Consider the following 21902-nt stretch of genomic DNA (forward strand, 5'->3'; position numbering starts at 1 on the left):
ATTAACGTAATCTTTACGTCTGAAGGTGTGGTTATTTCACCTCACAGGCGTTTAAACTGGCACCCGTTCATTGTGAGTAAACGTTGTGAATTATTTCCTGAAAGTCGCCGCGCTTAGCGCCGCTATCCTATTACTTACCGGCTGTGGCAGCATTATTAGCCGTACTATTCCCGAGCAGGGGCACGGCAATCAATATTATCCCGGCGTGCAATGGGATGTTCGTGACGGACCCTGGCGCGTGCTAACCATTCTCGATCTTCCGCTCTCATTAGTAATGGACACACTTTTGCTGCCCGTTGATGCTAGCCATGGCCCGTACGAATAACCTTTAAGACAGGTTGTCCGAGGGGCTGTTATCGTCTTCCCACTCTTGCGCTGCCGCTTCGCCTTCTTCCAGGTCACGCGGTGGTTCAAGCTGGAATTCGCCTTCATCCCACTCATGCAGGGTGTTTTCTGCTTGCCACTCCTGACGCAGTTCGACTTCATCGTAATCGCCGTCAAACACCGCCTGTGCGGCTTCTCCGCTGGAGATCGGCAGGCATTCACCTTGCCCATCCTCTTCTGCGAAAAATTCTGCCTGCCACATAATGTCGCCGTCCTGCATCACATACTTCTGTAGTGCAAACTGGCTGACGCTGGCATCGTCTTCGGCGATGTCAGGTTGGCTGGCGAGAAACTCCTCACGTGCGGCTTCAATGGCTTCTTCCAGGGTGCTATACAGGCTCATCATCAACTCCATGTCTGTTAAAAAGGGATTTCACAGAAGGATAGACGAAAAATCACGAAGTGAAGGGTAAAGAGGAAATATTGATTGGGCGGTTGATTGAAATTCAACCGCCCAACCGGTCAGGCTATTTTCTGCGGAAAATGTAATACAGGACGGACTGATTCATGAATAATTGGAGCCGAGTAGCGGATACAACATTTAATACAGGGTTTAACTTTTTTGAAATTAATGCGTGCTGTCGAAAGCGCCTGATTTAAATTATAGAGGGTGCCAATAAAAACCATATCCTCTTTAACCGGCAGGCGTTTACACTCTTTGCGATGTAGAAGATGATAGCCTTCATGATCGGTACTGATCGTGACATAGTAATAGATGCCTTTATTCATTTTATAGTTTCCTGAGATATATTTGCTGTGTGTAATCTTTTTATATTTTTTTCAAAATTGAACTTATTAAAATAGCTGACACTGTCGAAACTAACTGGATTTATTATAGGGAACAAATTCCATAATGATATAAGGGTCTATGATAATTGAATAAAATGGAATATAGATGATTTTAATCAGACAATACCTTGTTTATTAAGTTAATTTTATTACATTGATTAGAGTGGTAGAAGAGTTTGCAAATATTAAATAGGATTAGCCCTGGAAATGATAGTAATCAGATCCGATGAGATACATTCTTACCCATAAATGTTAATGAGGATTAAAATCGGGAATCAAGCACTAGCGAACCGTTTTGTTCACGCCTCGCCTGTAAAGGTTAATATTTAACCTAAAACGCGTGGCCGCAATGAAAAAAACTCGCTTAAAAGTGGTACTAACCAAACTATCAGGCTAAGTTCAGGCTGGTCTGGAAGGAAGCTAAAATAGCCAAATGATGTCTCAAGATAAGCCAAATCACAGCGGGAATTGATGAGGCACCCCGTGTGCCTCATCACAATTAATAAATGGATGGCTGCCCTTCAGGGCGGGTTTTAAAGCGGCGATGTAGCCACATATATTGCTCTGGTGCGAGCAGAACGGTCTCTTCCACCACTTTATTCATTACCGTTGCAGTGTCGAGTTCTGATTCCAGCGAGAATTTATCGCGGATATCCGGCATCATTTTCAGTTCATAGCCACGGCCATTGGGCAGACGTCGTGCCAGAAACGGTACGACACTCGGATTAGCCAGGCGAATCAGCATGTGCGTACCGCTGGTGGTGGCGGCATCCGGCACGGCAAAGAACGGCGCAAATACGCTGCTGCGTGGGCCGTAATCATGATCCGGTGCATACCAGATAATGTCGTTATTCTTCATCGCGCGGATCATGCCCTTCAGATCTTTACGGTCTAACATACTTTTGTTGGAACGCATGCGGCCCCAGGTTTGCAGCCAGTCGAGCAATTTGTTGTCGTTAGGACGATACACGCCAATGCCTGGATTGTGCATACCGAACACGCGCGCGCCCAGTTCAAGCGTCAGAAAGTGCATACCAATCAGAAGAATGCCGCGTTTCTCTGCCAGCGCATGACTAACATGCTCTAAGCCGCTGGTGGCAACCCATTTACGGATGCGCCAGTCCGGCCAGAACCAAGCCATGCCGGTTTCAATGAGGCCCATGCCCACAGATTCAAAATTGTGTTTCACCATGGCCTGGCGTTCATTTGTTGGCATCGCGGGAAAACAGACTTCCAGATTGCGCTGCGCCACTTCTACGCGGCGCTTCATGAAGCGCATCGCGATACGCCCAAGCCCGCAGCCGATAGCATGCAGCACGGGATAGGGCAGCAGCACCAGCACATAGAGAAAACCAATGCCGACCCATGTCGGCCAATAGCGAGGATGAAGGAGTTCACGGGTGAGTTGGGGAAGTTGAGTCATGGAAATGTCAGTATCCTGCGTCTGATGCCAGAGAGTCCGGTTTCTGTAATTGGGTGTGATTATGCCATTTTTTCCTCCTGGCTGAAATCAAGCATAGATGGCGGATCCAAATCCGACAGCAGGTATACGCACGAAAATGCAATTGCAGCGCAGAAAAACGTGCATTTTGCACGCCGTCAGGCTTTTCTCGCCAACGTTTCGAATCATGCTGAATTCGGGTATGATACGCGCGCTAAATTTCTCTGATTGCTAACAGGACGAACACCATGCCAGTGTTACATAACCTTGTTTCCAATAAAGAGCTGAAGGAACGTATGTTGGCGGAAACCGAACCACGTACCACAGTCTCTTTTTATAAATATTTCCAGATTGCCGACCCCAAAGCGTTCCGTGATGCTCTTTACGTTGAGTTAACCAAACTCAAGGTGTTTGGTCGCGTCTACGTGGCGCACGAAGGCATCAACGCACAGATTAGCGTGCCCGCCAGCCGTTATGAACAAATGAAGGCGACGTTGTATGCTTTCGACGCAGCGCTGAATAATCTGCGCATGAATATTGCGTTGGATGATGACGGCAAATCCTTTTGGGTACTGCGTTTGAAAGTACGTGAGCGCATCGTTGCGGACGGCATTGAAGACGCCAGTTTTGATGCCAGCGATGTCGGTGCTTACCTGAAAGCGGCTGACGTCAATGCGATGCTTGATGATCCAGATGCGCTATTTGTGGATATGCGTAACCACTATGAATATGAAGTGGGCCGCTTCGATAACGCTATGGAAGTGCCGGCGGATACCTTCCGCGATCAGCTGCCGATGGCGGTGGATATGTTGCAGGATCGCAAAGATAAGAAGATCGTCATGTATTGCACCGGCGGCATTCGTTGCGAAAAGGCCAGCGCCTGGATGAAACATAACGGCTTCAATGATGTTTATCATATTGAAGGCGGCATTATTGAGTACACGCGCCGCGCGCGTGAGCAGGGTTTACCGGTGCGCTTCAAGGGCAAAAATTTTGTCTTCGATGAGCGCATGGGCGAAAGGATCTCTGACGATATTCTTTCCAGCTGCCACCAGTGCGGTGCGCCTTGCGACAGCCACACCAACTGCGTGAATGATGGCTGCCATCTGCTGTTTATCCAGTGCCCAAGCTGCGCGGAAAAGTATAAAAACTGCTGCAGTCCAATCTGCATGGAAGAGTCAATGCTTTCGCCTGAAGAGCAGCGCGCACGCCGTGCGGGCCGCGAGAACGGTAACAAAGTGTTCAACAAATCGCGTGGTTTGCTGAACATGACAATGGCGATTCCGGCACCCGATAAAAAGTAATCTGCTTGCAGCCTGAAGGATTCAGGCTGCATTTCTTACTGGCGCACGCCTTCAACTGAAATAATCAATTCCGCTTTCTGCGCTGCCGGGCCAAGATCTTTGCTGATGTTAAACTCTTTCAGCACAATCTCCCCGCTGGCTTCAAATCCTGCGCGATAGCCGCCCCACGGATCTTTGCCTTCACCAATCAGTTTTGCCTCCAAAGTCACCGGTTTAGTGACGCCATTAAGCGTCAGGTCGCCGGTAACTTTGTATTCTTTGCCCTCTTTCTTCACGCTGGTGGAAGTAAAGGTGGCCTGCGGGAACTTGCCGGTATTGAGGAAATCCGCGCTGCGCAGGTGCTTATCGCGTTCCGCATGATTGGTATCGAGACTATTGGTGTTAATCGTAACGTTGACCTTGTCCGCCGACGGATCGGCTTCATCAAAGGTGAAGCTGCCGTCAAAGTCTTTGAAAGTGCCGTATAACCAGCTGTAACCCAAATGCTGAATACGGAACTGGACAAATGCATGCTGGCCTTCCTTATCAAACTTGTAGTCCGCAGCGCTGGCCGTCAGGCTGACGCTCAGTAATCCCGCCGCCGCTACTGCCAATAATGTCTTTTTTAACATGCTACTTTTCCTTTTCAGAGGTTAACGGGATGCGGTAACTCAACATCCTTTTCAATGTCACATCACGGTCGATGAAATGGTGTTTTAGGGCTGCCAACGCATGTAGTGCTGAAAGTAAAATCAGGCTCCAGGCCATCCAAAGATGAATATCGCCGGCAAGGTCGGCCTGCTGAGCGGCACCGCTGAAGAGGGCGGGCACATCGAACCAGCCGAATAAGGAGATGGGTTTACCCTCTGCGGTAGAGATGAGGTAACCACTCAACAGCAGCACCATCAGCAATCCGTACAACAAGCCATGTGCAACGCGTGCGGCGCGACGAACTGAGAGGGAGTCACTCTGCAGCGGCTTAGGAGGTGGCGAAAGAAAACGCCAGCCGATGCGCGCGAGTAGCGCAGCAAACAGCAGAAGGCCGATGCCCTTGTGTATTTCTGGTGCATCGTGATACCAGCTGTCGTAATAACCTAATCCGACCATCCACAGGCCCAGCGCAAACATGCCGTAGATAGCCAGCGCCATTAGCCAGTGCAATAAAATCGAAACCATACCGAAATGCTGTGTGGAATTGCGCCACATAATAATTATCCAGCAGGATGAAATAAGTGGTAATGAGCATCTACATTTTGAAATGTAAAATCAATTACCCTTACTTTTCTATAATATTGAAAATAATATTCGGATTATATGAGGGAATATTGAGAAGTTAATCAGGATAATTGAAGGGCTAAACCATAATGTTAGAGTAGCGGTTAAGCCATGCACGAATACGTGTTCTTATGCGGCACAAAAGGTCAATGAGCGTAAGGTAATGTCAGTTTCCTTCAGGAGAGCCAACGCAATGTCCGCGTTGGCTCGATAGCATTAATTAAAACGGTCAAGCGAGAAGGGCTTGATATCGAAAGAGAAAGGTTTTTCCTGGGCAAACTCACTGGCGAGTTCACCGAGCACGCTGGCAAATTTGAAACCATGTCCACTTAAGCCGGTGATGATAAGACGATTTGGTTCACCCGGCAGTGTATCAATAATGAAATCTTCATCCGGCGTATTGTCATAGCTACACGCCTCGCCATGCAAACAGACGCCCACGCCCGGTAAAAACTTGCGCAGGAAGGTAAAGGATTCATTACCATCCACCGCGATGCTGCCAAAGGGCTTACGATCTTCAGGCGTTTGCATCAACTGGCCGCCGTCGTGACGTCCCACTTTTAGTGCATTGTTATCGGCGGGGAAGCCATAGAAATGGCTGCCATCAATCATCTCAACCGTAAAACCCGGGAACTGGTTGTTCTCGCTGTAGCGACCATCGGCCTGATACCAGGCAAATACTTTGCGTACCGGCGCCACGGGTAAGTCGGCCACTAAATGACTCACCCAAGTACCCGCACTGATCAGTAATTTGCGTGCACGGAAAATCCCATCGCTGGTGGTGACCTGCTGCAGATCGCCATCGCGATCGATATGAGTGACCGGACAGTTAAACAGTTGCGCACAGCCCGCCTGTTCTGCCAGCTGCACCCAACTGCGTACCGCTTGCTCGCATTTGAGAAAACCGGAGTGAGGCTCGAATACGCCGAGGTAGCCGTCGGGCACCGTAAATTGCGGCCAGCGCGCGCGCACTTCCTCTGCCTGCAGGATCTCGACAGTCAGCTGCCAGGTTTTCGCGCTTTGTATCACATTTTGAATAAAGGAGGAGGTGTGGGGTGCTAAATTCAGGATGCCGCTGCGATGCATAATGCGTTCACCGCTCTGTCGTTCCAGCTCATCCCATAATGTTTGGGCGCGCAGTACCAGCGGCACGTAACGCTCACCTTCGCCGTAAGCATGACGAATTAGACGTGTTTCACCGTGGTGTGTGCCCTGATTATGCGGTGGGTGGGCGCTATCAATCATTAGCACGGATAAGCCCGCTTGAGTCGCGTAAAAACCGGCGGCAGCACCGACCGAACCGCTTCCCACTACAATCAGATCATAAACCATAACGACATCACTCCAGGCAAAGGGCGAAATTTTTCAACAGCATATCAAAAGATAACGGCCATGAAAAAGGCACCCTGTTGGGTGCCCTTTCACGCGATAGTATAAATTAGTGCTTCTGATTGTCGCGTAGGTATTGCTCTGTGGATTCTATCTTTGCAATGCCAGCTTCGAGTATGGAGATAAACTGTCTGGCCACATCGGTTGTCAGCCAGTAGGTCGGGCCCACGTCAGCTTCTTCTTCTTTCTGACCCTGCGAGGAGAGCGAGTGCAGGCGAATCATCATGGCGTCATAACTGTCTACGGTGCTGATGTCCCATCCTACCAACGGATGAGTCTGAATGACGTCTTTATTTCTGTCCATTATAACCTCCGTATTACTCGTTAAACGAAGTGCTTCTTGAGGTTCAATGCGGCTTGTATCGTGCACTAGCGAAACAATTATAACATGAATTAGCGTCTTCAATAGTTAAAAGATATGGCGAACTTAAACACAGCAAAATTAAACGCATTTAAAAAGCGAATTTTAACGAATAATAAAATGCCCGCAGAAGAGGGCATTTTATGGGAAATCTAAGGGTGGGGCGTCAAAGATGTTATCGACGTTTATACGCTAAAACTTTAGCCCGAAAAGCACGGCAACTCTATTCGGCAGGCGCTGCAGGAATCAGGCCATGGCGTTTCTGAATCTCTTCGGCCAGCCGGGTAAAATGCTGCTGTAACTGTGCGTCATGGTTCTGGTTTTGCGCTTCAAGCGTCAGATTATGTACCAGCAGCTGATTAGCGCGATCGTCAAGACAAAACGTTAAGCTGGCAAAGGCATTTTCTAATACCGTTAAACGGCGCTGTTGCTCGGCAATGAATGCCAGCAATTCACCAAAGGTCATTGCCTCTTCTGGTTTTTCAGTAGTCATGTAAAACACCTCCTGTAAGCATGACGAGGCAAGAATAGGGGATTGCTTAGCATGAGTCTAGATGCAGGAAGTTTTTCTGGCGAGGGGGAAATAAAAACAAAAAAGCCGGATAGCGAAACCCGGCAAAAACGGCACAGTGGCTGTTAATCGTTATTAAACCAGTCGTCAGCGCTTTCCCAGGTTTCTTGTAGAATATCGGTGATGCGATCGCGTGACGCTTTGCAGCCACCAAAAACGGTGAGCTGATTGCCGCCCGCGTAGCGGACTTTCACGTGGTGATCGTCATCAGGAAAGTCTTGAGTAATGCGGCGTACAAGCTCGATGCTGAGTGCATCCAGGGCACCCGCAGGAAGGGGCTGAGTTTTTGCTACGGTAATTTCAACACGCATAGAAGCCTCCGGAATAATATACTGTTTATTTGTACAGTACATTTATTCCAAAGGCAAGTACCGGTTACTTATTGTTTGATGCGCCAGTGTAGTGTCTCGCCCGCAAGGAAGGGCACCAGCGTGTCATTCGCCAGCGCGATACTTTCCTCAACTTGCCACGATTCGCGTACCAGCGTTATTGTCCCTTCGTTGAGGGGCAGACCATAGAAATTCGCACCGTTTTCAGAACAGAAGGCTTCGAAATGCTCCAGCGCGTTCAGCTCCTCAAATACCGTTGCGTACGCAGGCAGTGAGGTTGGCGCATTAAATACGCCGGCACAACCACAGCTCGCCTCTTTCAGGTGACGCAGATGGGGCGCGGTATCGGTACCGAGGAATACGCGGCGATTGCCGCTCGCAACCAGCTTGCGTAGCGCCTCCTGATGAATATTGCGCTTGAGAATCGGCAGGCAATAAAGATGCGGGCGGACGCCGCCTACCAGCATGTGATTACGGTTAAACATCAGATGCTGTGGAGTAATGGTGGCGCCCAGCAAATCGTTGCCTGCGGCCAGATACTCTGCCGCTTCTTGCGTGGTGATATGTTCCATCACGACTTTCAGGGCAGGAAACTGTTGACGCAGCGGCTCAAGCACGGTTTCGATAAAGCGGGCTTCGCGGTCAAAAATATCGATATGCGCATCGGTCACCTCCCCGTGTACCAACATCGGCATGCCAATTTTCTGCATGCGATCGAGCACCTTGGCAATGGAGGCGATGTTCGTCACACCATGACTCGAGTTGGTGGTGGCGTGCGCAGGATAGAGTTTGGCGGCGGTAAAGGTGCCGTCGTGGAAACCGCGTTCAATCTCATCAGGATCGAGCGAATCTGTAAGATAGCAGGTCATTAGCGGAGTAAATGCGTGCTCAGCAGGTAGCGCCGCCAGAATACGTTCGCGATAGGCTACGGCCGCCGCCACGCTAATGACCGGTGGAACCAGATTTGGCATAACGATAGCTCGACCATTCACCGCGCTGGTATAAGGCAGCACGGCGTTAAGCATCGCGCCATCGCGCAGATGGATGTGCCAATCGTCAGGACGGCGAAGGGTAATTTGCTGAGGTTGGGCTGTCATTCAAAGACTCCGGCAGAGAAGAAAACGAAGAGGCGCGTTTAGGCCGGGGAGTAATCATAAGGATGTAGGCAACCGTTTGCACGGGATTTTATTGTGACAAACAAAAACCGCACCCTAAGGTGCGGTTGTGCGACTCAATGGGTAAACGGAATCACCAATTCGCCGGGTTTGACTTCAATACCTTTCGCCAGTTTTTTCGCCAGCGCTTCCGTTTTGCTGCGGTCTTCGCTCAGCACATAGGCCGGCTTCTCGTTAAAGTAGCGCTTTAGAGACTCATTGAGGTAGGGCGTGAGCGTTTTCATAATCGACGCCATTTTCTCTGGCTGCACCTGCGCATCAACAATCTCCATGTCATGCAGATAAATTGCGCCTTCTTGTGCGTTATACACCGGCTGCGCCTTCATCTTCAGCTGCATTTCTGCCTGTTGCGGACCAAACAGCGAGCTGACATTGATATTGGCTTTGCCGGAGAGCGTAATTTTACCGGGCTCTTCACGGCCAATCTGACTGATCAGATCGCTCAGCACGATGTGTGCGTTTACCAATCCGGAAACGCCAATGTCTTTTTCGAAGTTATTACGCTTTTGCAGCGCCTGATTCACTTCCTGTTCGCTGATGGTGTATTGCGTCAATTGATTACAGCCGCTGAGAAGCACGGCCAAAAAGAGGGCCAGCAGCCCGGAAAACGCCTTTTTCATATTGTCCTCATCCTGATCGATACGGCAAAACAGGCGTTAGCCTGCCTGATTCAGCGAGCCGTGTCACCAGGAGAGAGATGAGAAGCGCCGTAGCGCTTCTCTTGCAGCGATAGAGGAGATCGGTTACGGGGGCAAACTAACTGCTGAAAATTGCCGGTGCCACCTGGCGGGGATGAAATTGCCACCAAAGTGCAAACAGGGTGATCATGCCGATACTGCTGAGCAACATCCACGGCAGCTCTGGCAATCCCCATTGTTGTCCCATGTCGAACATCCAGCCGCCGCCGGAGTAGCCAATCAGACCACCAATGGCGAGGCCAAGGCGGCTAAAGCCCATATAGCTGCCGCGCGCGCGCGCGCTGGCCAGCGAAGCGCTGAGCGTTTCGCGTGCCGGTTCGGCAATGATCGAGCCGAGATAAAAGAGGGCAATCAGCATAAACAATGACGGCAATGAATCGGTCAAGCCCACCGGTAGCAGGCTGAAGGTCATCAGGCATAAACCCGCCATTAATCGGGTTTCCAGGCGGAAGCGCTTCTCGCTCCAGCGCGCCAGCGGATAGAGTAAGCTCAATGACAACAGCGCCTCAATGGCATACATCCACTTCACCGCCGCCGGCGCACCCGCGACCTGATTCACCATCACCGGCAGCATCAGCATCACCTGCACGGCAAGGATGTAATAGCCTGTCAGCGTAAGAACATACAGGCGGAAACGTTTGTCCTGCCAGACGCGCTGCATGCCCGCCCGCATTGCGATGCGTTCGGTCGAAATACGCCAGGCCGGCAGCCAAATCGCGTTAAACAGGGCGGCACAGACAAACACGCCCGCGCCAACCCAGCAGACTAAACGGAAATCCCACGCCAGCAACCAGCTCCCGATTAACGCGCCAAGTACCGCGCCGGCGCTGTCCTGCATCATCAGCAATGAGAAGAAACGACCGCGTTCACGCGCACGCACCAGCTTCATTACCAGCGCACTGCGCGGTGGGTCGAAGAGCGTTCCCCCCAGACCGGAAAGTAAACAGGCCAGCCACAACAGCCAGGGCTCATGAGCCAGCGCCATGCAGGCAAAGCCCGCCGCACGCATCAACATGCCCGTGACGATCAGCGGACGCGCGCCAAACCGATCAGCAATGGCTCCGCCGAATATGCCGAACCCCTGCTGAACAAACTGACGTAAGCCGAGCGCAATACCCACCATCAGCGCTGCCCAGCCAAGCTGTTCGACAAAATGTATGGAGATGAGGGGAAATACCACAAAAAAACCCATCACGACCAACATGTTATCCACTAAAAGAAATGTTTTACCGAGGCGTCGTGCCCGCGCAACCCGAGACATGCTAATTCCTAAGCAAATAGAAGCAGAGAAGAGACCAATTGGTCTATATTCCGCCTGCTGAAGGGTTAAAAACAGGTTTCTGAGGATGATATTTTTTCATCGAATCCGCAGAAATATTAATCCTAAATCAGGATGAATCTCCTGGAACGCGTTGCGGGGTTTTACCGCAGGCGGGGCGACGGTTATAGTGAGAAGTATCGCCGCTGGCGTACATCTTTCTTAAGTTATGGATTTCAGGAGTCATGATGTTTGGCTATCGTTCTGCTGGCCCACGCGTGAGCCTCACTACCGATCGCTTAGTGGTCCGTTTAGTACACGAACGCGATGCCTGGCGATTGGCGGATTATTACGCTGAAAATCGCGCGTTTCTTAAGCCCTGGGAGCCAGTGCGCGACGAGAGCCATTGTTATCCTTCGGGTTGGCAGGCCCGCCTTGGGCTAATCGCCGACATGCATAAACAGGGCTCAGCCTACTATTTTGTGCTGATGGACCCAGAAGAGCGCGAAGTGCGTGGCGTGGCTAACTACAGCAATGTGCTGCGCGGTTCGTTCCACGCTTGCTACCTTGGCTATTCGCTAGGAGAGAAATGGCAGGGCCAGGGTCTAATGTATGAAGCGCTCAGCACCACCATTCGTTATATGCAGCGGCAGCAACGCATCCATCGCATCATGGCCAATTATATGCCGCATAATCAACGCAGCGGCGATCTGCTGGCGCGGCTGGGATTTGAAAAAGAGGGCTATGCCAAAGATTACCTGCTAATTGATGGGCGCTGGCAGGATCACGTGTTGACCGCACTGACCTACCGGGAGTGGACCCCGGATCGCCGTGGACAATAAACAAGGATTAACCCAATGAAAATGGCCTTATCCGCGCAGGCGTTGCGCGTGATTGGTTGCCTGCTGGAGAAGCAGGTCACTACACCGGATCAATATCCGCTCTCGCTGAATGGCGTCGTGACCGCCTGCAATCAAAAATCTAACCGTGAACCGGTGCTTAACCTCAGCGAAATGGAAGTGCAGGCACAGCTTGATGAGCTGGTGAAAAAGCATCTGGTGACGGCTAATAATGGCTTTGGGCAGCGCGTGAGTAAGTATGAGCAGCGCTTCTGCAACTCGGCCTTCGGCAATCTGCAACTGAGTCGTGCGGAAGTGGCGGTGTTGACGCTGCTGTTTCTGCGCGGCGCCCAGACGCCAGGTGAGCTGCGCACACGCAGCGGCCGTCTGCATGAGTTCAGCGATATGAACGAAGTAGAGCAGACGCTGAATCAGTTGAGCACGCGGGAAGACGGCCCGATGGTGGTGCGTTTAGCGCGTGAGCCTGGCAAACGCGAAAGCCGTTATATGCACCTGTTCGGCGGCGAGGTGGTGGATGAGCGGGCTACCGCCGACAGCGCTTTGGACAATGACGATCTTGTGGCGCGCGTGGCGCAACTGGAAGAAACGGTTGCTGAGTTACAGTTGCAGCTGGAACAGCTGCTGCAAAAGGAGAACTAATATGACGCTGCGCATTGGCATTGTTGGGTTAGGCGGCATCGCACAAAAAGCGTGGCTGCCGGTGCTGTCACAGGCGAGTAGCTGGCAGCTGGCCGGGGCTTTTTCTCCCAATCAGGCGAAGGCACAACCGATCTGCGACAGCTATCGTATGCCTTACTTTGGCCAACTCGATGCCCTCGCTGCGGCCAGCGATGCGGTGTTTGTACACAGCAGCACCGCGAGCCATTACGATGTCGTCAAAGCACTCTTGCTGGCTGGCAAGGATGTGTGCGTCGATAAACCGTTAGCGGAAACGCTGCAGCAGGCGGAAGCGCTGGTGGCGCTGGCGGACAAACATAAACGCAAGCTGATGGTGGCGTTCAATCGCCGCTTTGCACCGCGCTATCAGCAGCTAAAAGATGAGATGGCGCGCGCTGCTTCACTGCGCATTGAGAAGCATCGGGCAGACAGCGTTGGCCCACACGATCTGCGTTTTACTCTGCTCGACGACTATCTGCACGTGGTCGATACCGCATTGTGGCTGGCTGGCGGTAACCTGAAGCAAGAGTTGGGACATATTGAGACCAACGAGGACGGCGCTATGCTGTATGCCGAGCACCACTTCGCCGCCGGATCGCTACAAATCACCACCAGCATGCATCGTCGTGCCGGCACGCAGCGCGAGGTAGTCAGTGCTATTTGCGATGGCGATTACATTGAAATTAATGAGATGCGTGACTGGCAGCAGGAGAACCGCAGCGGAATCGTGCGTGATGTGCCGCCCGCCTGGCAAAGCCATCTTACCCAGCGCGGTTTCAGCGGCGCGGCACACCATTTCATTCAGTGTGTAGAAAATCAGACGATGCCTGAAACCAGCGGTGAACAAGCACTGGCGGCGCAGCGTCTGGTGGAAAAACTGTGGCGTGATGCCGAACAGGAATAATCCCTTGTAACACTCAATGCTGGTCATTTCCCGCCGCGGCAGTAGACTATCGCCGGACATCACGGGATGTCCGCGCTAAGTCGCTCATTTATCCGACACTTTTCAGGATGCGCCACTCAAAATGAATTTGTTGAAATCGCTGGCTGCGGTCAGTTCGATGACCCTGTTTTCACGCGTGCTGGGCTTTGCCCGCGATGCCATTGTGGCGCGTGTGTTCGGTGCGGGGATGGCAACCGATGCCTTCTTCGTTGCCTTCAAGCTGCCTAACCTATTACGCCGCATTTTTGCCGAAGGCGCGTTTTCCCAGGCCTTTGTGCCAATCCTTGCAGAATATAAAAGTAAGCAGGGCGAAGATGCTACGCGCGTGTTTGTTGCCTATGTCTCCGGCTTATTAACGCTGGTGCTGGCGGTGGTCACCGTGCTAGGCATGATCGCCGCGCCTTGGGTGATTGTGGTAACCGCACCGGGCTTTGCCGATACGCCGGATAAATTCGCCTTAACCAGCGCGCTGTTGCGTGTGACCTTTCCTTATATTCTGCTGATCTCGCTGGCGTCGCTGGCGGGTGCGATTCTTAATACCTGGAACCGTTTTTCAGTGCCCGCATTTGCACCGACGCTGCTGAACATCAGCATGATCGGATTTGCGGTTTTCGCGGCACCGCACTTTCATCCACCGGTGATGGCGCTGGCCTGGGCGGTAGTGGCGGGTGGGGTGCTGCAGCTGTTCTATCAGCTGCCGCACCTGAAGAAGATTGGCATGCTGGTATTGCCGCGCCTTAATTTGCGCGATGCCGGCGTCTGGCGCGTGATGCGCCAAATGGGCCCGGCGATTCTTGGCGTGTCGGTCAGCCAGATTTCACTGATCATCAACACCATTTTTGCCTCCTTTTTGGTATCGGGATCGGTTTCATGGATGTATTACGCCGATCGCCTGATGGAGTTTCCGTCTGGCGTTTTAGGCGTGGCGCTGGGCACTATTCTGTTGCCCTCGCTGGCGAAGAGTTTTGCCAGCGGCAATCAGGAAGAGTATTCACGCCTGATGGATTGGGGCTTACGTCTTTGTTTCCTGCTGGCTCTGCCGAGCGCGGTGGCCTTGGGGATTTTGTCCGGTCCGCTCACCGTGGCGCTGTTCCAGTACGGGAAATTTACCGCCTTTGATGCCTTGATGACGCAGCGCGCGTTAATTGCTTATTCGGTGGGGTTGATGGGGCTAATTGTGGTGAAAGTGCTGGCGCCGGGATTCTACTCACGTCAGGACATCAAAACGCCGGTGAAAATTGCTATTGTGACGCTGATTATCACACAGTTGATGAACCTGGCGTTTATCGGACCGCTGAAACACGCCGGTTTATCCTTGTCGATCGGTCTGGCCGCTTGCCTGAATGCCGCGCTGCTTTACTGGCAGCTGCGAAAGCAGGATATCTTCCAGCCGCAGCCTGGCTGGTTCAGTTTCCTGACGCGTTTGCTGATTGCGGTGGTGGTAATGGCCGCAGCGCTGCTGGGCATTTTGCAGGTGATGCCGTCATGGGAAGAGGGGCAAATGTGGTGGCGGCTGCTTCGCCTGGCGGCAGTGTGCGGCATCGGCGGCGGGGCCTATTTCGTCATGCTCGGGCTGCTTGGCTTCCGTCCTCGCGATTTCGCCCGCCGTACGATGGCATAAAAAAATCCCGCCGCGGCGGGATTTTTTATTGATTACCCTTTACGACTCAACGTCGCTTGACCCTTGCCTAAGCCATCGGGGCCGTAAAATGCCTGGGTTTGATGCGGGCGTAACACGGCCAATGCTTCATTTGTGAAGCCAATCTGATGCTGCAGCAGAATCCCATTATGCATATTGGTATCGCGCAGGCGGCGTGTATGCTGCTGAATGCGCATCCAGCGACTTTCGCGATCGCTGTGATCACCATAGGGCGCCTGCGTGCCGAGACTTTTCTCGGTGGTGCGGCGCATGTCGTCCAGATAATTCAACGTGGTCAGCAGCGCACTCTTGTCTTCAGAGATGCGCTGTAGCATGTTGCCATTAACCTGACCGGCAGAAAGTTGCTGTTGTTCTTCATCCATTACTACGGCGAGTGACGCCAGCACATCCTGCATTTTGTCTAAGGTGATCAGCAGATTGTCCATTGGGATCAGTTACCCTCTAAATACGCCTTGGTATCGGCGATCAGCGCGTCGGCGATCTTACCGGTATCCATTTTCAGTTCGCCATTACGAATGGCCGTTTTCAGCTGCTCAACGCGCGCTGTATTAATGTCCTGGCTGCCGGGCTGCATCAGCTGCGCCTGCGCAGTACTCAACTTCACTGCCGCGCCGCTTTCGCTGGTGGTGCTGGCGGTTGGCGTGGCGCTTTGGCGCACTTTCGCGCTGTTATCGTTGGTATCGCGTGTCTGTACAGTGCTAACCGGGTTCAAAGGTTGCGTTCTGTCGATGCTCATTGTGTGGCTCCTGTAAGGTCAGTTGGGGGTCAGTCAACTGAGTCAGCATAGGGTAATGTCTTTGTTGATATCTCTATCGGCAGAACAGCAGGGTTCTTTAACGCTTTATAGCGATATCAGAATATTCCCATCCGCGTCGACGCGACCACTGACAACCTGACCATTTCCCATACGCACACGCACCATTTGCGCTGCGCTAGCGTTGTTCAGCGCACGTCCTTCGCTACTGGCATTAAACCCATTTCCACTGGCGACTACCATCACATTTTGACCTGCTTTCACGCGCCATGCCTGGCGCAGCATGGAGGCCGTCACGGCTTGTCCCGGCGGAATATCACGCAAGGCAATGGCATCCGTTACGCCGCTACTGTCGATCAGCGCGCGCGCCGGCAGCTCATCGAGGCGACCGGTTTCCAATCTGAAGTCATCTGGGCTGAGTGTGCTGCCACGCGCCACCTGACGACTAGCGACTAAATATTGTCCAGTGACCTGCACCTGCACCTGCAAGAAACGACGATTTTGATCGCAGTTGGCCGCAATGCTGATGTTGCCCCACTGGCGGCTATTGCCCGGGAGCTGTAATTCGGGGGTATCGCAGGTGGGCCACTGTGACGGCGGCGTGCGCACCACCACGCTCATTCCCGCGGCATGTTGCGGATCGCGGGCTTTAAAAAATTGTGTCAACTGAGCATTAAGATCCGCCGCGTGACTGGGTAGCGCCAGTGCCAGCCAAAGTGTGGTGAGCAAGGTGGAATATCTGCGCATAACGCCTCCTGACGAGAAGATGGCACTGAGTCTACGCCTCGCGCAAAAAAATCAATGTCAAAAATAGCCGTCATTTTTGCTGCTATTCAGACGATCACCCTTGCTTTTGTCCACTTAAGCTGTCAGCTCGAAATTCTCATTCGCGGAGGAAGCATGCTCGACAAACTCGATGCCGCGCTGCGATTTGGTACAGAAGCGTTAAACCTACGTGCTCAGCGTCAGGAGATCCTGGCGTCAAACATTGCCAACGCCGATACCCCGGGTTACCAGGCGCGGGATATCGACTTTGCCAGCCAGCTGAGCAAGGTGATGCAAAACGGTCGCGCGGAAGGCAGCAGTCTGGCGCTGAAGGTGACGTCCTCACGCCACATTGAAGCGCAAACCAATTCTCAGCCATCGCTGGATCTGATGTACCGCATTCCCGATCAACCCGCCGCGGATGGCAACACCGTGGATATGGATCGCGAGCGTACGCAGTTTGCTGATAACAGCCTGAAATACCAAACCGATCTCACCCTCATCAGTAGCCAGATCAAAGGCATGATGAACGTTCTGCAGGGGCAATAAGCATGGCATTGCTGAATATTTTTGATATCGCCGGCTCGGCGATGACAGCGCAATCGCAGCGCCTCAACGTCAGCGCCAGTAACCTGGCCAACGCCGATAGCGTAACCGGTCCTGATGGCCAGCCTTATATCGCAAAGCAGGTGATTTTCCAGACCGATGCCGCACAGGGCGCAGCCACTGGCGGCGTCAAAGTGGCTGGCGTGGTTAACGATCCCACCCCGGCCAAACTGGTGTATGACCCAGGCAATCCGATGGCCGATCAGAAGGGCTACGTCAAAATGCCTAACGTTGATGTGGTCGCCGAAACCGTTAACACCATGTCTGCGTCGCGCAGCTATCAGGCCAACGTCGAAGTGCTGAACACGGTGAAGTCAATGATGATGAAAACCCTCACCATGGGTCAGTAACGGAGAACGATTATGAGCGTAGCAGTAGGGATTAAAGACAATCTGGACCCCACGGTACTGACGTCCAGCAGCGCGTCGAGTGGTAACACCTCGGCGGACTTGCAGAATCAGTTTCTGAATATGCTGGTGGCGCAGCTGAAAAATCAGGATCCCACCAATCCAATGGATAACAGCCAGCTCACAACGCAGTTGGCGCAGATCAACACCCTAAGCGGAATTGAGAAACTGAACACCACGTTAGGGTCGATTTCCGGTCAAATCACCACCAGTCAGTCGCTGCAGAGTTCCACACTGATTGGGCATGGCGTGATGATCAACGGTTCGCAGGTGTTGGTGGGCAGCGGTACGACCACGCCGTTTGGCGTTGAGCTGGCAACAGCTTCCACCGCCACCAGCGTCACGATTAAAGACAGCAATGGCACCACCGTGCGTACCATCGATCTCGGCAAGCTGAGTGCAGGCGTTCACACCTTCTCGTGGGACGGCAAACTGGATGATGGCTCGACCGCCGCAGATGGCAAATATTCTGTATCACTCGCCGCCAGCAATGGCAGCACCCAACTGGTGGCGCAGCCGCTGAACTATGCCTATGTCAATGGCGTCAGCACCACCGATAACACCACGAAACTGGATCTCGGCACCATGGGCTCCGCGACCCTCGATGAAATTCGTCAGATTCTCTGATTAACCTTTTAGCAGGAGAGATTACATGTCTTTTTCACAAGCGGTGAGCGGCCTGAATGCTGCTTCCAGCAACCTGGATGTGATTGGTAACAACATTGCCAACTCCGCCACAGCCGGATTTAAATCCAGCACCATCGCCTTTGCCGATATGTTTGCCGGTTCAAACGTTGGTCTCGGTACCAAAGTGGCAGCGGTAATCCAGAACTTTGGTGATGGCAGCACCACCTCGACCAGCCGTGGGCTGGACGTGGCACTGAGCGGCAACGGCTTCTTCCGTATGACCGACGCCAGCGGCGGCGTGTTCTATTCACGTAACGGCCAGTTCACGCTGGATGCAAACCGTAACCTGGTGAATACCCAGGGCCTGAACGTAACCGGCTATCCAGCCAGCGGTACGCCACCAACCATTCAGAGCGGCGCTAACCCGGTTGCCCTGAGCATCCCCACCACGCAGATGGGCGCACGCGCGACCACCACGGCGACCCAGGTGGCGAACCTTAACTCCACCAGCACCGTGCCGACTGTCACCACGTTTGATGCCTCCAACGTGGATAGCTACAACGCGAAAACCACCATGACGGTGTATGACACGCAGGGTAACGATCACCAGCTGGATATGTATTACATCAAAACGGCGGATAACACCTGGACCGTTCATATCATGGATTCCACCACCGGCAAGCAGATTGGCAACGCCGATCCTGATGATGGTTTGGGTTTCCAGATGAAATTCAATGCCAGCGGTACGCTGACTAGCGTATCCAAAATGGTTGATGATCCCCTTAACCCTGGCACCGCGATCCCATCTACCACGGCAACCAGTCCATCACTGGCCAATCTGGTTGTGGGTGGCACCAACGGTGCGGATGGCATGAATATCAGCCTAAGCATGTTGGGTAGCCTGCAGCAGAACACCGGCACCAGCACTTTCGGTAACCCAACGCAGGATGGTTACCAGCCGGGCGACCTGACCAGCTACACCATCAACGATGATGGCACCATCACCGGCACCTACTCCAACCAGAAAACCCAGCTGCTGGGGCAGATCGTGCTGGCGAGCTTCTCTAACCCGGAAGGTCTGAAATCTGAAGGTGACAACGTTTGGTCCGCAACCAGCTCGTCAGGTCAGGCGGCCGTTGGTCTGGCAGGCACCGGTACCTACGGCAACCTGACCTCAGGTGCGCTGGAAGCATCGAACGTCGACATGAGTAAAGAACTGGTGAACATGATCGTTGCGCAGCGTAACTATCAGGCTAACAGCCAAACCATCAAAACTCAGGACCAGATTCTCAACACCCTGGTTAACTTACGTTAATTCGCTAACGGGATTGCTTTATGGATCACGCAATATATACCGCGATGGGCGCGGCGAGTCAGACGATGGACCAGCAATCGGTGACCGCCAGCAACCTCGCCAACGCTTCAACGCCGGGCTTTCGTGCTCAGCTCAACGCGTTGCGCGCGGTGCCGGTCAACGGTTGGTCGCTGCCAACGCGTACCCTGGTTGCCGCTTCAACGCCGGGCGCTGATATGACGCCAGGTACCATGGACAACACTGGCCGTACGCTGGATGTAGCGGTACAGCAAGATGGCTGGCTGGCGGTGCGTACCGCTGACGGTGCCGAAGCCTATACCCGCAACGGCAACATGCAGATAAGCGCTACCGGTATTTTGACCATTCAGGGCAATCCCGTCATGGGCGATGGCGGTCCAATCGCCATTCCGCAAGGGGCGGAGCTGACCATCGCGGCCGACGGCACCATTACTTCGCGTAATGCGGGGGATGCGCCCAACGCCACGGTGCAAATTGGCAAGCTGAAACTGGTTCGTGCCACAGGTAAAGAGTTACAGCGCGGTGACGACGGTATGTTCCGTCCAACCCAGCAAGCACAGGCTACGCGCGGCGCCGCGCTGGCGAACGATGCCTCGGTGACCGTCATGCCCGGCGTGCTGGAAGGCAGTAACGTCAAACCAGTGGAAACCATGGTCGATATGATCGCCAACGCCCGACGTTTTGAGATGCAGATGAAAGTGATCTCTAACGTTGATGAAAACGAACAAAAAGCCAACCAGCTGCTCAACATGAGCAGCTAAGGCGTAAGGAAAACACCATGATTCGTTCTTTATGGATCGCGAAAACCGGTCTTGACGCTCAGCAAACCAATATGGACGTCATCTCCAACAACCTCGCGAACGTTAGCACCAACGGCTTTAAACGTTCGCGCGCGGTATTCGAAGATTTAATGTACCAAACGCTGCGCCAGCCGGGTACGCAGTCGTCGGAGCAAACCACGCTGCCGTCGGGCCTGCAGATCGGTACCGGTGTGCGTCCAGTCACCACCGAGCGTCTGCATCAGCAGGGTAACCTGTCGCAGACCAGCAACTCGAAAGATGTGGCCATCAACGGCCAGGGTTATTTTGAAGTGCAGATGCCGGACGGCACCTCGGCGTATACCCGCGATGGTTCTTTCCAGGTTGACCAAAACGGACAGCTGGTGACGAATGCCGGTTACCCGGTGCAGCCAGGCATCACCATCCCGGCTAACGCCACCAGCATCACCATCTCGCGTGACGGTGTTGTGAGCGTGACGCAACAGGGCCAAACCAACCCGGCGCAGGTGGGACAGCTGACGCTGAGCACCTTCATGAATGATGCGGGCTTAAATAGCCAGGGCGAAAACCTTTATCAGGAAACGCAGGCATCGGGTGCGGCCACGCAGAGTACGCCGGGCCAAAACGGTGCCGGTCTGCTGTATCAGGGTTATGTCGAAACCTCAAACGTCAACGTGGCGGAAGAGTTGGTGACCATGATTCAGACGCAGCGCGCTTACGAAATTAACAGCAAAGCGATCAGTACCTCCGATCAGATGCTGGCGAAGTTAACCCAGATTTAATCCTGGTGTCGTTGGGTCGGCTTTGCTGGCCCGATTAAGAACATGAAAAAGGTCATAACTCCGTGGCGAAGCAAGTGATTCTCAAGCCTGGTCATTGGTTAGTAGCCACATTGCTACTGACGCTTAACGGTTGTGCGCTGGTTCCGCGCACGCCGCTGGTACAAGGATCGACAACGGCAGAGCCGACGCCATCCGCCCCGCCAGTGGTGAACGGTTCTATTTTCCAGGGCGTCGCACCGCTGAACTACGGCTATCAGCCGCTGTTTGAAGATCGCCGTCCACGCAACATTGGCGACACATTGACGATCACCTTGCAGGAAAACGTCAGCGCCAGCAAAAGTTCCTCCGCCAACGCCAGCCGCGATGGCAGCAACAGTTTCGGCGTCACGGGCGTGCCAACCGGCCTGAGTGGTTTGGTGGGTGCGGGCGGCGAAAAAGCCACGCTTGATGCGAATGGCAAAAATGACTTCGCAGGTAAAGGTGGCGCCACGGCGAATAACACCTTTACCGGCACCATCACCGTCACCGTGAATCAGGTGCTGTCAAACGGCAACCTGCGCGTGGTGGGTGAGAAACAGATCGAAATTAACCAGGGCACGGAATTTATCCGCTTCTCTGGCGTGGTTAACCCGCGCACCATCAGCGCCAGCAACGCCGTGTTGTCAACGCAGGTGGCCGATGCACGTATTGAGTACGTCGGAAATGGTTATATCAATGAAGCGCAGACGATGGGCTGGTTCCAACGCTTCTTCCTGAACGTCTCGCCGATGTAAGAG

Annotated in this window: 28 protein-coding genes; 13 read left to right on the top strand and 15 right to left on the bottom strand. The window is 53.2% G+C overall.

Annotation, left to right across the window (positions count from 1 at the left end):
- The first annotated feature begins 85 nt into the window (after positions 1-85).
- Positions 86-325, top strand: a complete 240-nt coding sequence (locus AC07WB_RS07245; RefSeq protein ID WP_494940244.1) for a YceK/YidQ family lipoprotein — start codon at positions 86-88, stop codon at positions 323-325.
- A gap of 3 nt (positions 326-328) precedes the next feature.
- On the opposite strand, the gene AC07WB_RS07250 is transcribed toward AC07WB_RS07245, so the two are convergent.
- The 3 genes from AC07WB_RS07250 to AC07WB_RS07260 all read right to left on the bottom strand — a co-directional run bounded on the left by AC07WB_RS07250 (position 329) and on the right by AC07WB_RS07260 (position 2596).
- Entirely contained in the window at positions 329-727 is a 399-nt protein-coding gene (locus AC07WB_RS07250) for a MysB family protein (protein ID WP_097094287.1), read from the bottom strand.
- 119 nt (positions 728-846) lie between these two features.
- The gene (locus AC07WB_RS07255; RefSeq protein WP_097094286.1) at positions 847-1113 is read right to left on the bottom strand and encodes a hypothetical protein; all 267 of its coding nucleotides are present in this window, start codon (positions 1111-1113) and stop codon (positions 847-849) included.
- Between the two features lie 559 nt (positions 1114-1672).
- Complete coding sequence (locus AC07WB_RS07260) at positions 1673-2596, bottom strand: Kdo(2)-lipid IV(A) acyltransferase (RefSeq protein ID WP_494940245.1); 924 nt, start codon at positions 2594-2596, stop codon at positions 1673-1675.
- A 266-nt stretch (positions 2597-2862) separates the two neighbouring features.
- Here AC07WB_RS07260 and trhO point away from each other — a divergent pair, with 266 nt between their 5' ends.
- On the top strand, positions 2863-3918 hold the full coding sequence (trhO, locus tag AC07WB_RS07265) for an oxygen-dependent tRNA uridine(34) hydroxylase TrhO (RefSeq protein ID WP_097094283.1): 1056 nt from the start codon (positions 2863-2865) through the stop codon (positions 3916-3918).
- 35 nt (positions 3919-3953) lie between these two features.
- Here the strand turns inward: trhO and AC07WB_RS07270 are convergent, their stop codons facing one another.
- The 9 genes from AC07WB_RS07270 to mdtH form a co-directional block, all read right to left on the bottom strand.
- Entirely contained in the window at positions 3954-4529 is a 576-nt protein-coding gene (locus tag AC07WB_RS07270) for a YceI family protein (protein WP_400455370.1), read from the bottom strand.
- 1 nt (position 4530) lies between these two features.
- Positions 4531-5106 carry a cytochrome b gene (locus tag AC07WB_RS07275; protein WP_494941056.1) on the bottom strand — a complete coding sequence of 192 codons (576 nt, stop codon included), beginning with the start codon at positions 5104-5106 and terminating at the stop codon, positions 4531-4533.
- A gap of 282 nt (positions 5107-5388) precedes the next feature.
- Positions 5389-6504: an N-methyl-L-tryptophan oxidase gene (gene solA, locus AC07WB_RS07280; RefSeq protein ID WP_345826895.1), complete on the bottom strand. Its 1116-nt coding sequence runs from the start codon at positions 6502-6504 to the stop codon at positions 5389-5391.
- Positions 6505-6610: 106 nt separating this feature from the next.
- Complete coding sequence (bssS, locus tag AC07WB_RS07285) at positions 6611-6865, bottom strand: biofilm formation regulator BssS (RefSeq protein WP_097094279.1); 255 nt, start codon at positions 6863-6865, stop codon at positions 6611-6613.
- Positions 6866-7145: 280 nt separating this feature from the next.
- The gene (locus tag AC07WB_RS07290) at positions 7146-7415 is read right to left on the bottom strand and encodes a hypothetical protein (RefSeq protein WP_097094278.1); all 270 of its coding nucleotides are present in this window, start codon (positions 7413-7415) and stop codon (positions 7146-7148) included.
- A gap of 143 nt (positions 7416-7558) precedes the next feature.
- Positions 7559-7804 (bottom strand): DNA damage-inducible protein I, encoded by a 246-nt coding sequence (dinI, locus tag AC07WB_RS07295; protein ID WP_097094277.1) that lies wholly within the window; start codon positions 7802-7804, stop codon positions 7559-7561.
- A 68-nt stretch (positions 7805-7872) separates the two neighbouring features.
- Positions 7873-8919 (bottom strand): dihydroorotase, encoded by a 1047-nt coding sequence (pyrC, locus tag AC07WB_RS07300; RefSeq protein ID WP_494940246.1) that lies wholly within the window; start codon positions 8917-8919, stop codon positions 7873-7875.
- Between the two features lie 134 nt (positions 8920-9053).
- A complete protein-coding gene (locus AC07WB_RS07305; protein WP_494940247.1) occupies positions 9054-9617 on the bottom strand; it encodes a lipoprotein in 564 nt (187 codons plus the stop codon).
- A 136-nt stretch (positions 9618-9753) separates the two neighbouring features.
- Entirely contained in the window at positions 9754-10956 is a 1203-nt protein-coding gene (gene mdtH, locus AC07WB_RS07310) for a multidrug efflux MFS transporter MdtH (protein ID WP_494940248.1), read from the bottom strand.
- A 245-nt stretch (positions 10957-11201) separates the two neighbouring features.
- Here mdtH and rimJ point away from each other — a divergent pair, with 245 nt between their 5' ends.
- From rimJ to murJ, 4 genes are all read left to right on the top strand, one after another.
- Positions 11202-11795: a ribosomal protein S5-alanine N-acetyltransferase gene (gene rimJ, locus AC07WB_RS07315; protein WP_097094273.1), complete on the top strand. Its 594-nt coding sequence runs from the start codon at positions 11202-11204 to the stop codon at positions 11793-11795.
- A gap of 15 nt (positions 11796-11810) precedes the next feature.
- On the top strand, positions 11811-12452 hold the full coding sequence (locus AC07WB_RS07320) for a DUF480 domain-containing protein (protein ID WP_345826892.1): 642 nt from the start codon (positions 11811-11813) through the stop codon (positions 12450-12452).
- A 1-nt stretch (position 12453) separates the two neighbouring features.
- Positions 12454-13374 carry a Gfo/Idh/MocA family protein gene (locus tag AC07WB_RS07325; RefSeq protein WP_400455378.1) on the top strand — a complete coding sequence of 307 codons (921 nt, stop codon included), beginning with the start codon at positions 12454-12456 and terminating at the stop codon, positions 13372-13374.
- A gap of 121 nt (positions 13375-13495) precedes the next feature.
- Complete coding sequence (gene murJ / locus AC07WB_RS07330; RefSeq protein WP_097094270.1) at positions 13496-15034, top strand: murein biosynthesis integral membrane protein MurJ; 1539 nt, start codon at positions 13496-13498, stop codon at positions 15032-15034.
- Positions 15035-15066: 32 nt separating this feature from the next.
- Here murJ and flgN read toward each other — a convergent pair whose 3' ends face one another.
- The 3 genes from flgN to flgA all read right to left on the bottom strand — a co-directional run bounded on the left by flgN (position 15067) and on the right by flgA (position 16574).
- Positions 15067-15498 carry a flagellar export chaperone FlgN gene (gene flgN, locus AC07WB_RS07335; protein ID WP_345826889.1) on the bottom strand — a complete coding sequence of 144 codons (432 nt, stop codon included), beginning with the start codon at positions 15496-15498 and terminating at the stop codon, positions 15067-15069.
- Between the two features lie 5 nt (positions 15499-15503).
- Entirely contained in the window at positions 15504-15809 is a 306-nt protein-coding gene (flgM, locus tag AC07WB_RS07340) for a flagellar biosynthesis anti-sigma factor FlgM (protein WP_345826888.1), read from the bottom strand.
- 105 nt (positions 15810-15914) lie between these two features.
- Positions 15915-16574, bottom strand: a complete 660-nt coding sequence (gene flgA, locus AC07WB_RS07345; RefSeq protein ID WP_097094267.1) for a flagellar basal body P-ring formation chaperone FlgA — start codon at positions 16572-16574, stop codon at positions 15915-15917.
- Between the two features lie 153 nt (positions 16575-16727).
- On the opposite strand from flgA, the gene flgB reads away from it, so the two are divergent.
- From flgB to AC07WB_RS07380, 7 genes are all read left to right on the top strand, one after another.
- A complete protein-coding gene (gene flgB / locus AC07WB_RS07350; RefSeq protein ID WP_097094266.1) occupies positions 16728-17141 on the top strand; it encodes a flagellar basal body rod protein FlgB in 414 nt (137 codons plus the stop codon).
- Positions 17142-17143: 2 nt separating this feature from the next.
- Complete coding sequence (gene flgC / locus AC07WB_RS07355; protein ID WP_097094265.1) at positions 17144-17548, top strand: flagellar basal body rod protein FlgC; 405 nt, start codon at positions 17144-17146, stop codon at positions 17546-17548.
- Positions 17549-17560: 12 nt separating this feature from the next.
- Positions 17561-18232 (top strand): flagellar hook assembly protein FlgD, encoded by a 672-nt coding sequence (gene flgD, locus AC07WB_RS07360; RefSeq protein WP_097094264.1) that lies wholly within the window; start codon positions 17561-17563, stop codon positions 18230-18232.
- A gap of 25 nt (positions 18233-18257) precedes the next feature.
- Positions 18258-19547 (top strand): flagellar hook protein FlgE, encoded by a 1290-nt coding sequence (gene flgE / locus AC07WB_RS07365; protein ID WP_097094263.1) that lies wholly within the window; start codon positions 18258-18260, stop codon positions 19545-19547.
- Between the two features lie 20 nt (positions 19548-19567).
- On the top strand, positions 19568-20326 hold the full coding sequence (locus tag AC07WB_RS07370) for a flagellar basal body rod protein FlgF (protein ID WP_097094262.1): 759 nt from the start codon (positions 19568-19570) through the stop codon (positions 20324-20326).
- Positions 20327-20343: 17 nt separating this feature from the next.
- A complete protein-coding gene (gene flgG / locus AC07WB_RS07375; RefSeq protein WP_097094261.1) occupies positions 20344-21126 on the top strand; it encodes a flagellar basal-body rod protein FlgG in 783 nt (260 codons plus the stop codon).
- A gap of 62 nt (positions 21127-21188) precedes the next feature.
- Positions 21189-21899, top strand: coding sequence for a flagellar basal body L-ring protein FlgH (locus tag AC07WB_RS07380; protein ID WP_097094260.1), 711 nt, complete (start codon positions 21189-21191; stop codon positions 21897-21899).
- Positions 21900-21902: the final 3 nt, after the last annotated feature.

Source organism: Pantoea sp. GW821-FHT03E06 (assembly GCF_059420725.1).

Bases quoted from the DNA above. Each gene is read 5' to 3' on its own strand.
- AC07WB_RS07250 (WP_097094287.1), bottom strand. From the start codon at position 727: ATGAGCCTGTATAGCACCCTGGAAGAAGCCATTGAAGCCGCACGTGAG.
- AC07WB_RS07255 (WP_097094286.1), bottom strand. From the start codon at position 1,113: ATGAATAAAGGCATCTATTACTATGTCACGATCAGTACCGATCATGAA.
- AC07WB_RS07260 (WP_494940245.1), bottom strand. From the start codon at position 2,596: ATGACTCAACTTCCCCAACTCACCCGTGAACTCCTTCATCCTCGCTAT.
- trhO (WP_097094283.1), top strand. From the start codon at position 2,863: ATGCCAGTGTTACATAACCTTGTTTCCAATAAAGAGCTGAAGGAACGT.
- AC07WB_RS07270 (WP_400455370.1), bottom strand. From the start codon at position 4,529: ATGTTAAAAAAGACATTATTGGCAGTAGCGGCGGCGGGATTACTGAGC.
- solA (WP_345826895.1), bottom strand. From the start codon at position 6,504: ATGGTTTATGATCTGATTGTAGTGGGAAGCGGTTCGGTCGGTGCTGCC.
- bssS (WP_097094279.1), bottom strand. From the start codon at position 6,865: ATGGACAGAAATAAAGACGTCATTCAGACTCATCCGTTGGTAGGATGG.
- AC07WB_RS07290 (WP_097094278.1), bottom strand. From the start codon at position 7,415: ATGACTACTGAAAAACCAGAAGAGGCAATGACCTTTGGTGAATTGCTG.
- dinI (WP_097094277.1), bottom strand. From the start codon at position 7,804: ATGCGTGTTGAAATTACCGTAGCAAAAACTCAGCCCCTTCCTGCGGGT.
- pyrC (WP_494940246.1), bottom strand. From the start codon at position 8,919: ATGACAGCCCAACCTCAGCAAATTACCCTTCGCCGTCCTGACGATTGG.
- AC07WB_RS07305 (WP_494940247.1), bottom strand. From the start codon at position 9,617: ATGAAAAAGGCGTTTTCCGGGCTGCTGGCCCTCTTTTTGGCCGTGCTT.
- mdtH (WP_494940248.1), bottom strand. From the start codon at position 10,956: ATGTCTCGGGTTGCGCGGGCACGACGCCTCGGTAAAACATTTCTTTTA.
- rimJ (WP_097094273.1), top strand. From the start codon at position 11,202: ATGTTTGGCTATCGTTCTGCTGGCCCACGCGTGAGCCTCACTACCGAT.
- AC07WB_RS07320 (WP_345826892.1), top strand. From the start codon at position 11,811: ATGAAAATGGCCTTATCCGCGCAGGCGTTGCGCGTGATTGGTTGCCTG.
- AC07WB_RS07325 (WP_400455378.1), top strand. From the start codon at position 12,454: ATGACGCTGCGCATTGGCATTGTTGGGTTAGGCGGCATCGCACAAAAA.
- murJ (WP_097094270.1), top strand. From the start codon at position 13,496: ATGAATTTGTTGAAATCGCTGGCTGCGGTCAGTTCGATGACCCTGTTT.
- flgN (WP_345826889.1), bottom strand. From the start codon at position 15,498: ATGGACAATCTGCTGATCACCTTAGACAAAATGCAGGATGTGCTGGCG.
- flgM (WP_345826888.1), bottom strand. From the start codon at position 15,809: ATGAGCATCGACAGAACGCAACCTTTGAACCCGGTTAGCACTGTACAG.
- flgA (WP_097094267.1), bottom strand. From the start codon at position 16,574: ATGCGCAGATATTCCACCTTGCTCACCACACTTTGGCTGGCACTGGCG.
- flgB (WP_097094266.1), top strand. From the start codon at position 16,728: ATGCTCGACAAACTCGATGCCGCGCTGCGATTTGGTACAGAAGCGTTA.
- flgC (WP_097094265.1), top strand. From the start codon at position 17,144: ATGGCATTGCTGAATATTTTTGATATCGCCGGCTCGGCGATGACAGCG.
- flgD (WP_097094264.1), top strand. From the start codon at position 17,561: ATGAGCGTAGCAGTAGGGATTAAAGACAATCTGGACCCCACGGTACTG.
- flgE (WP_097094263.1), top strand. From the start codon at position 18,258: ATGTCTTTTTCACAAGCGGTGAGCGGCCTGAATGCTGCTTCCAGCAAC.
- AC07WB_RS07370 (WP_097094262.1), top strand. From the start codon at position 19,568: ATGGATCACGCAATATATACCGCGATGGGCGCGGCGAGTCAGACGATG.
- flgG (WP_097094261.1), top strand. From the start codon at position 20,344: ATGATTCGTTCTTTATGGATCGCGAAAACCGGTCTTGACGCTCAGCAA.